The 7640-nt window shown below is 32.7% G+C and carries 7 protein-coding genes; 6 read left to right on the top strand and 1 reads right to left on the bottom strand.

Annotated features, from left to right (window positions below):
* Positions 1 to 293 precede the first annotated feature (293 nt).
* From mreD to FWJ34_RS16585, 4 genes are all read left to right on the top strand, one after another.
* Positions 294 to 833, top strand: a complete 540-nt coding sequence (gene mreD / locus FWJ34_RS16600) for a rod shape-determining protein MreD (RefSeq protein WP_308256457.1) — start codon at positions 294 to 296, stop codon at positions 831 to 833.
* Positions 834 to 902: 69 nt separating this feature from the next.
* Complete coding sequence (rdgB, locus tag FWJ34_RS16595) at positions 903 to 1481, top strand: RdgB/HAM1 family non-canonical purine NTP pyrophosphatase (RefSeq protein WP_308256456.1); 579 nt, start codon at positions 903 to 905, stop codon at positions 1479 to 1481.
* A 117-nt stretch (positions 1482 to 1598) separates the two neighbouring features.
* Positions 1599 to 2489, top strand: a complete 891-nt coding sequence (locus FWJ34_RS16590; protein WP_308256455.1) for an ROK family protein — start codon at positions 1599 to 1601, stop codon at positions 2487 to 2489.
* Positions 2490 to 2769: 280 nt separating this feature from the next.
* On the top strand, positions 2770 to 3264 hold the full coding sequence (locus tag FWJ34_RS16585) for a hypothetical protein (protein WP_308256454.1): 495 nt from the start codon (positions 2770 to 2772) through the stop codon (positions 3262 to 3264).
* A 322-nt stretch (positions 3265 to 3586) separates the two neighbouring features.
* On the opposite strand, the gene FWJ34_RS16580 is transcribed toward FWJ34_RS16585, so the two are convergent.
* Entirely contained in the window at positions 3587 to 4531 is a 945-nt protein-coding gene (locus FWJ34_RS16580) for a DUF3365 domain-containing protein (RefSeq protein WP_308256453.1), read from the bottom strand.
* A 247-nt stretch (positions 4532 to 4778) separates the two neighbouring features.
* Here FWJ34_RS16580 and FWJ34_RS16575 point away from each other — a divergent pair, with 247 nt between their 5' ends.
* Together FWJ34_RS16575 and FWJ34_RS16570 are read left to right on the top strand one after the other, a co-directional pair.
* Positions 4779 to 6305, top strand: a complete 1527-nt coding sequence (locus FWJ34_RS16575) for a YifB family Mg chelatase-like AAA ATPase (RefSeq protein ID WP_308256452.1) — start codon at positions 4779 to 4781, stop codon at positions 6303 to 6305.
* A gap of 60 nt (positions 6306 to 6365) precedes the next feature.
* Positions 6366 to 7640 (top strand): carboxylate-amine ligase (locus FWJ34_RS16570; RefSeq protein WP_308256451.1); only part of this gene is annotated, 1275 nt, incomplete at its 3' end.

Raw genomic sequence — 7640 nt, 5'->3', positions numbered from 1 at the left:
TCAAATTTACTAATTTAAAGTTTCGATTTATTTCATATTATTAAATATGACCTCGATCGATTGATCTACAACAGTTGCAGAATCTATAAATTGCAAGTGTTTGCGGAGTTTGACAAAAGAGGGCTATGAAAGGTAGGAAAAAGCGGATTTGGAAACAGAGAAGAGGTAAACGTTTGAGTCAAGGCAAAGGGTTTAAACCCCTTGTTAGGAGTTAGGGAAAAATGTAAGTTAAATGCGTTTTAGCTTAGTAAAGTCTTTGAACTAAATTTTATCAAGGTAATAGTGTTGAATTAATGTTAAAAAGAATAGATATAAGTTGGAAAAATAATTTTTGGGTACGAATATTTTTAATTATTTTTTCTTTAATTATTTCTTGTTTATTCTTATTAGTTAGAATACCGGGTTTAGAATTAATAGGTATCACACCTAATTGGTTATTAATTTGGTTAGTGGTATGGAGTGTTAAAAGAAATTTATGGCAAAGTATGGTTGCCGCAATTTGTTTAGGGTTAATTTGGGACAGTTTAACAGGATTTTTGCCTTCTCATATTTTAGGGTTAATGATTGTCGCATTATTTACTAGTAATGTTTATCAAGATAAGTATGTTAAAGAAGACGTAATTTCGGTGACTTTAATTGTTTTTGGTATGGCGATTATTAACGAAACAATTATCGCTTTACAGTATAGTTTTCAAACTCAAATACCGTTAATTGATATTTGGTTAAATTATCAAAAAAATTCTTTAACGTCAGCAATAATTAGCAGTTTATGGACACCATTAATATACTATCCTCTCGATTATATTTTAAGTCCTTTACCTTATGAAAAATAAGAAAATATAATCTTGTATATAATTTTAAATAGTACTATACTAAACAGAGTAATTATTGTTTTATTGATCATGAAAAAATTAATTGTAGCCACCAGTAATGTTGGTAAACTCAAAGAAATGCAAGAATATTTAGAAGAATTTGACCTACAATTAGGATTAAAACCGTCAGAGTTAGAGATAGAAGAAACAGGGATGAGTTTTATGGAGAATGCGATACTAAAAGCCTCACAAGTATCTAAAATCTTAAATGAATGGTCCATTGCCGATGATTCTGGTTTAATGGTAGATGAGTTAAATGGACAACCCGGCATTTTTTCTGCTAGATATGGTAAAACAGATTTTGATCGTATTAATCGTTTATTAGGGGAATTAGAAGGTAAAAATAACCGTCAAGCAAAGTTTGTTTGTGCAGTGGCGATCTCCAATTCTAGGGGACAAATAATAATAAAAACTGAGGGTATTTGTGAGGGGGAAATATTGACAGAAAGAAGAGGAGAAAGTGGTTTTGGCTATGATCCTATTTTTTTTGTGCCAGAAATTAAGCAAACATTTGCACAAATGTCACCAGAATTAAAAAGAAAAATCAGTCATAGAGGAAAAGCCTTTGCATCCTTGACACCTTTATTAAAATCTTTACTTATTAGATAAAATAGCGACAATAATTGATTAACTTTGCACACCGGGACGAGAGAAATTTTGATTGAGATTAAAACTAACTGAACCATAATAAAGCAAATAAAAGTAAATAATAATAAATAAAAGAAAATGACAGAAAAAGAAGTAATAGGAATTGATTTAGGCGGAACTGCGATAAAATTAGGTAGATTTCTGGAAAATGGTACTTGTGTAGAATCCGTAACGATTGCGACTCCTCAACCGGCAACTCCCGAAGGGGTTATAGATGCTATCGCCGATATGGTGTTAAAGTTAAATTACAAAAACAAAGCTATTGCTTTAGGTATAGGAACTCCTGGACCTACGGATGCTCAAGGTAGAATAGCCTTAGTAGCCATTAATTTAAGTGATTGGAAGAATGTACCCTTAGCTGAGGAATTAGAGCTAAAAACGGGGTTAAAAACGATAATAGCTAACGATGCTAATTGTGCTGGATTAGGTGAAGCATGGTTAGGTGCAGGAAAAAACTATCAAAATATGATACTACTAACTTTAGGGACGGGAGTTGGAGGTGCAATAATACTCAATGGTAAGCTATTTACAGGACATTTAGGATCAGCAGGGGAACTAGGTTTAATCACCCTTAATCCTGATGGGCATAATTGTAATAGTGGTAATCAAGGATCATTGGAACAATATGTGTCGGCTACAGCAATTTATCGAGATACAAAAAAAACTCCGGCGGAATTAGGAGAATTAGCGGAAAATAATGATCTGTCTGCCTTGACATTTTGGCAGAATTATGGTAAGCAATTAGGTGCTGGATTAGCTAGTTTAATCTATATTCTCACACCCGAAGCTATCATTATTGGGGGAGGTGTCAGTGCTAGTAGTAAGTTTTTTCTCCCTTCCACAGAAACAGAGATTAATCGTCGAGTTTTACCTAGCTCTCGTGTAGGGTTAAAGTTAATGGTAGCTCAATTGGGTAATCAAGCGGGAATGGTAGGGGCGGCGAAATTAGCTTGGCAAAATTGTACATAAAGTACTCAAATTAATTGTATAAAGGCAAGGGGTTTAAACCTCTTGTTACCCCTTGTTACTATGGATTTAAGAAAAGGAAAATCCACAATTAATTTAGCTTACTCACTTAAACTACTAATCAAAGAAAAGGGATAAATCCCTTAATACAAACTACTTAAAATTTAGTTAATATTTATGTCGATAATTTATTTTTTACAAAAATTTATGTTAGACTGCAATTAATTGTTTTAGGCATCTATACTTGTGATTATTTTATTATCATTGGTCAATTGGTAAAATTATGTTTGTTTATCACATCGATGATCTCGCAAATCAAGGCATTATAAACATAGCAGAATCTGAGTTAATTGTTAAGGGACAAATCTTAGTTAAAGGTGTCTCAATATCAAAAAAACTCAGACAAATGGCTATTAATATTTGTGAACAGGAAGAACACGCTGGTAGAGTTTGTATAGCGATAGAAAGTCCAAATTATCTGACGATTTGGAAGCAAAAAATAGATGAGAAATTACACACACAAAAGAAAGTTGAAACTGCTTCTAGTATAGAGTTACCAACTAATTATGAAACTATAAATGCTGAATTAATCTCCGCTTGTCAGAAGGAATTATCTAAATATATAGGACCCATTGGTAAATTTATTGTTGATGATTTAGTTGCAGAAAATCCTCAGATAACTTCGGAAGATTTTGTTGATTTGGTTAGTGAGGAAATTCCCGATTTCTCTCAAAAAAAAGCATTTAGAAAATATTTTAGCCATATTTTAATTAATTAGGGATGCGTCAAAAAGAATTTTTATTTTGATGAGGGTAGCTATTAGCAGCTAGCTATCAGCTTAAATGACCAAAAATTTAATTTTTAGCTTAGTAGTGTTATTGAGTTAATATAAGCTTTTGTTTCAAAATCAAGTCAAAAATGTTTAGTTTTTCAACAAAAATTGTCAAAATGGCACACTTTTTTGTTAATGTAGTGTTGATTAACCCTTGATTCTTATAGTCTTGAGATTCCCAACAGCAGCGTAATTAAAGCCCTAATTAAAGTTTTACTTTTTCTGATAATTCTCACCTTTAAAAGAGGGATTAGAGGGAGAAAATCACCTAAATTATTCCTTTATTTTTGTTTCTGAGCTCGTTTAATTTTTTCATAGCTAACACAAAACTGGTTTTCATGCGAGAAAAAGAATCCGCCAATTCACCAATTTCATCTTGGGAAGATTTGGTAAATTCCACTTCTAAATCTCCTTGAGACACAACCTCGGCTATTTTTGTCATTTTTACCACAGGTTTTACTACAGTTTTTCTGAGCCAATAATTAATTAACAAAATTACACAGGCAAAAATTCCCAAAACTATAGACATGGTAAGGAAAAAAGAACGACGGGTACTCTCAATAACTGTACTAGCGGGTACAAATATAATTTGACTACCAATAATTTCATTTAGATGCCAGTTAAAGCCTCCTTGTGAACCATACCGCTTAATCATACTAGCTGGTGCAACATCAGGAGTAGAATGACAAACTAAACAACTAGATTTTTTGATTTGTAAAGGACGTGCAATATAAAAAATGTCTTGATTGTTACTTTTTCTAAAACCTTCTACAGATTTTGCTACTTTTCCTGAGCGAAAATTTTCGATAATTTGAGCTTCAAAATCATCAGCTTTATCTCTAGGATTAGTAGGATTCAAAGTTGCCTCTTTATAAAAGAATTGTTGATAATCTTTATTTTCTCGAAAATTTTGAAACACCTCTGTGGCAGAATAAGCCGGTACACTTTGAGGTAAAAATTCTTCTTCTAAACGAGATTGTAATTCTGGTTGAATCTGTGTACTTGTGTAATTACGAACTGAATTCATGGTATCCATTAAAATTAATGCTTGAGTCGTAATTTCTCTTTGTGTATTTTGATTTAACAAATTAGATAATGCTAAACCACTCAAAATACTACCAACAATAAAAATGAGCAGTAAAATAATACTTAATTTTTGTCCGAGTCTTAAGTTGTCATAAAATCTAAAAAGATGATTATTTTTGATATTCATATGTGATAATCTTTACTCAAATTGGTATTTCCTAATCTTGAATATAACTCAAAAAAATTGGTATCTAATTGAAAATATCTTTAAGAAATAATTAAGTTATCAAAATAATTGCAATGCACATCTGTTCTTACAATTTTTTGTGTTTCATGGGATAAAAAAACGCTCTAATTAAAAATTTTGGGAAAAATTAGTCAAATTGAGTAATTTCAGGACATAATAAATTATCAATTATTAAATTCGATTACTTATGTTGGCTAGAGTTTGGAGTGCCACCATTGTAGGCGTTGATGCTGTAAAAGTAGGGGTTGAAGTGGATGTGTCTGGTGGTTTACCCAAGATTACTGTTGTTGGTTTACCTGATACCGCCGTGCAGGAGTCAAGAGAAAGGGTAAAAGCAGCGATCAAAAATTCTGGTTTTGCTTTTCCCGTGCGTAAGATTACCGTTAATTTAACTCCGGCTGACTTACGAAAAGAAGGACCTAGTTTCGATTTACCCATTAGTATTGGTATTTTATCAGCTTCTGAACAAGTTGATCCCCGATTATTGGCCGATTATTTATTTTTAGGGGAAATGTCTCTTGATGGTAGTTTACGAGCCATAGCAGGAGTCTTACCGATGGCGGCAACGGCGGTAAAAATTGGATTTAAAGGCATGATTGTGCCAAAAGATAATGCCCAAGAAGCTGCTGTGGTGGAAGGAATAGAGGTTTATGGCTTGAGTAATTTAGATGAAGTCGCCCAATTTTTGCAACAACCTGAAAGATTCATACCTACAAAATTTAATTTGGAAACAGAATTTGAACCATTGTTCAACAATATCAATAATTTAAAAGACGTAAAAGGACAGAATCACGCTCGTAGAGCTTTAGAAATCGCCGCTTCTGGAGGACATAATCTTATCTTTGTAGGACCACCGGGAGCCGGAAAAACGATGTTGGCAAGGCGTTTACCGTCAATTTTACCGCCCTTAGATTTTCAAGAAGCGTTACAAGTTTCGCAGATTTATTCAGTGGCGGGATTACTTAAAGATAAAGGCTCATTAATACGAGAACGTCCATTTCGTAGTCCTCATCATTCTGCCAGTGGTGTTGCTCTTGTCGGTGGTGGGTCATTTCCTAAGCCTGGAGAAATTTCCTTATCTCATTTTGGCATACTTTTTCTTGATGAGCTAACGGAGTTTAAACGTAATGTATTAGAGTTTCTGCGACAACCTTTAGAAGATGGATATGTTACTATTTCTAGAGCTAGGCAATCAGTGGCTTTCCCTTCACAATTTACTCTCATAGCTTCCACGAATCCTTGTCCTTGTGGATATTTCGGAGATACTATTCAATCTTGTACTTGTTCACCACGACAAAGAGAACAATATTGGGCAAAATTATCGGGGCCTTTACTCGATCGCATAGATTTACAAGTTGTAGTGAGTCGCCTCAAACCTGAAGAAATGACGAGGCAAAAAATCGGGGAAACCTCAGAAGTAGTAAGAGAGAGGGTTTTAAAAGCGAGGGAAAAAGCTCAGCAAAGATTTAAAAGTGAGAATATTAGTTCTAATGCACAGATGCAATCTCGACATTTACAGAAATATTGTGTATTAGATGATGCTAGTCGTAGCCTTTTAGAAGGTGCTATTCGCAAATTAGGTTTATCGGCTCGTGCTATGGATCGTATTTTAAAAGTTTCTCGTACTATTGCCGATTTAGCTGGAGATGAACATTTAAAGAGTAATCATTTAGCAGAAGCGATACAATATCGTACTATCGATCGAATGCAATAAATAATGAGGAATGAGAAATTAGAAATTAGGAATTAGAAATTTAACTGTAAACTATAAATTATGGCTATTACTATTGAAGATAAAAAGCATTTTCATAACTTACAAAATCAATTAAAAAATTATTGGCAAGAAGGCGATATTTTAGAACAAGATGATCAAGATATTTTAGTGATACCTTCCTTTAGTATTGATCAAGAAGTTGGCAAAAAAGTTGTCGGTTTTTTACATTATGAAGAAAGACTTTTATTTTCTTTAATTCGCTTAAGAAATCCCCATACTCGCTTAATTTATATAACGGCTCAACCCTTGTCACCCATTGTTATTGATTATTATTTACAATTATTACCTGGCATTCCTTTTTCTCATGCTAGGGAACGTTTATTATTATTAACAACCTATGATGGATCATTAAAACCTTTAACACAAAAAATATTAGAAAGGCCTCGTTTAATTAATAAGATTAAAAACTTTTTACGCCCTAATAAAAGTTATATGGTATGTTTTAATTCGACTATTTTAGAACAAAAATTATCGGTAAAATTAAATATTCCTTTGTTGGCTTCTAGCCCAGAATTGTTATATTGGGGATCAAAAAGTGGTAGTAGAGAAATTTTTGCTCAATGTAATATTCTTCATCCTGATGGCAGTCCATTAGTTTATAATCTTGACGATTTAATTAGAGAAACTGCTCTTTTATTAACCAGAAAACCTTATTTAAACAAAGTTGTAATTAAGTTAAATGAAGGCTTTTCAGGAGAAGGTAATGCTGTTTTAGATGTTAGTAATATTTCCTCCTTCTTCTCTTCTGATTTAAGTTTAGAAAAAAAGCAAAATTTAGTTGCTCAAATTATCCATAAAGCGATAGTACAAGGTTTAGGAGATACATGGATTACTTTTTGCGATCGCATTCCTAAATTAGGCGTAATTGTTGAGGAGTTTATTGAAGGAAAAATTAAATTTTCACCGAGTATGCAAGGTTATATAACACCTTGTGGAAAAGTAGAAATAATTTCTACCCATGATCAAATTTTAGGAGGAGAAGATCAACAAATTTATCTTGGTTGTCGTTTTCCAACCAAAGAAGATTATCGTTTACAATTACAAGAATTAGGCTTAAAAGTAGGTTTAGAATTGGCAAAAAAAGGAGCAATGGAAAGATTTTCTGTGGACTTTTTAGCTATAAAAGAAGAAGAAAAATGGTTATTATATGCCGTTGAAATAAACTTAAGAAAAGGAGGAACAACTCACCCATTTATGACTTTAAAATTTTTAACTAATGGTAACTATAATTGTGAAGATGGTTTATTTTATAGCCCTGAAGAAAAAGTTAAATAT

Source organism: Geminocystis sp. GBBB08 (assembly GCF_016743215.1).
Taxonomy (GTDB): Bacteria; Cyanobacteriota; Cyanobacteriia; order Cyanobacteriales; family Cyanobacteriaceae; genus Geminocystis.
Note: the sequence above shows the minus strand (reverse complement) of the source record. Positions and strands in the feature narration are given on the sequence as shown.

Coding starts and splice junctions, on each gene's coding strand:
- mreD (WP_308256457.1), top strand. CDS start 294: ATGTTAAAAAGAATAGATATAAGTTGGAAAAATAATTTTTGGGTACGA.
- rdgB (WP_308256456.1), top strand. CDS start 903: ATGAAAAAATTAATTGTAGCCACCAGTAATGTTGGTAAACTCAAAGAA.
- FWJ34_RS16590 (WP_308256455.1), top strand. CDS start 1,599: ATGACAGAAAAAGAAGTAATAGGAATTGATTTAGGCGGAACTGCGATA.
- FWJ34_RS16585 (WP_308256454.1), top strand. CDS start 2,770: ATGTTTGTTTATCACATCGATGATCTCGCAAATCAAGGCATTATAAAC.
- FWJ34_RS16580 (WP_308256453.1), bottom strand. CDS start 4,531: ATGAATATCAAAAATAATCATCTTTTTAGATTTTATGACAACTTAAGA.
- FWJ34_RS16575 (WP_308256452.1), top strand. CDS start 4,779: ATGTTGGCTAGAGTTTGGAGTGCCACCATTGTAGGCGTTGATGCTGTA.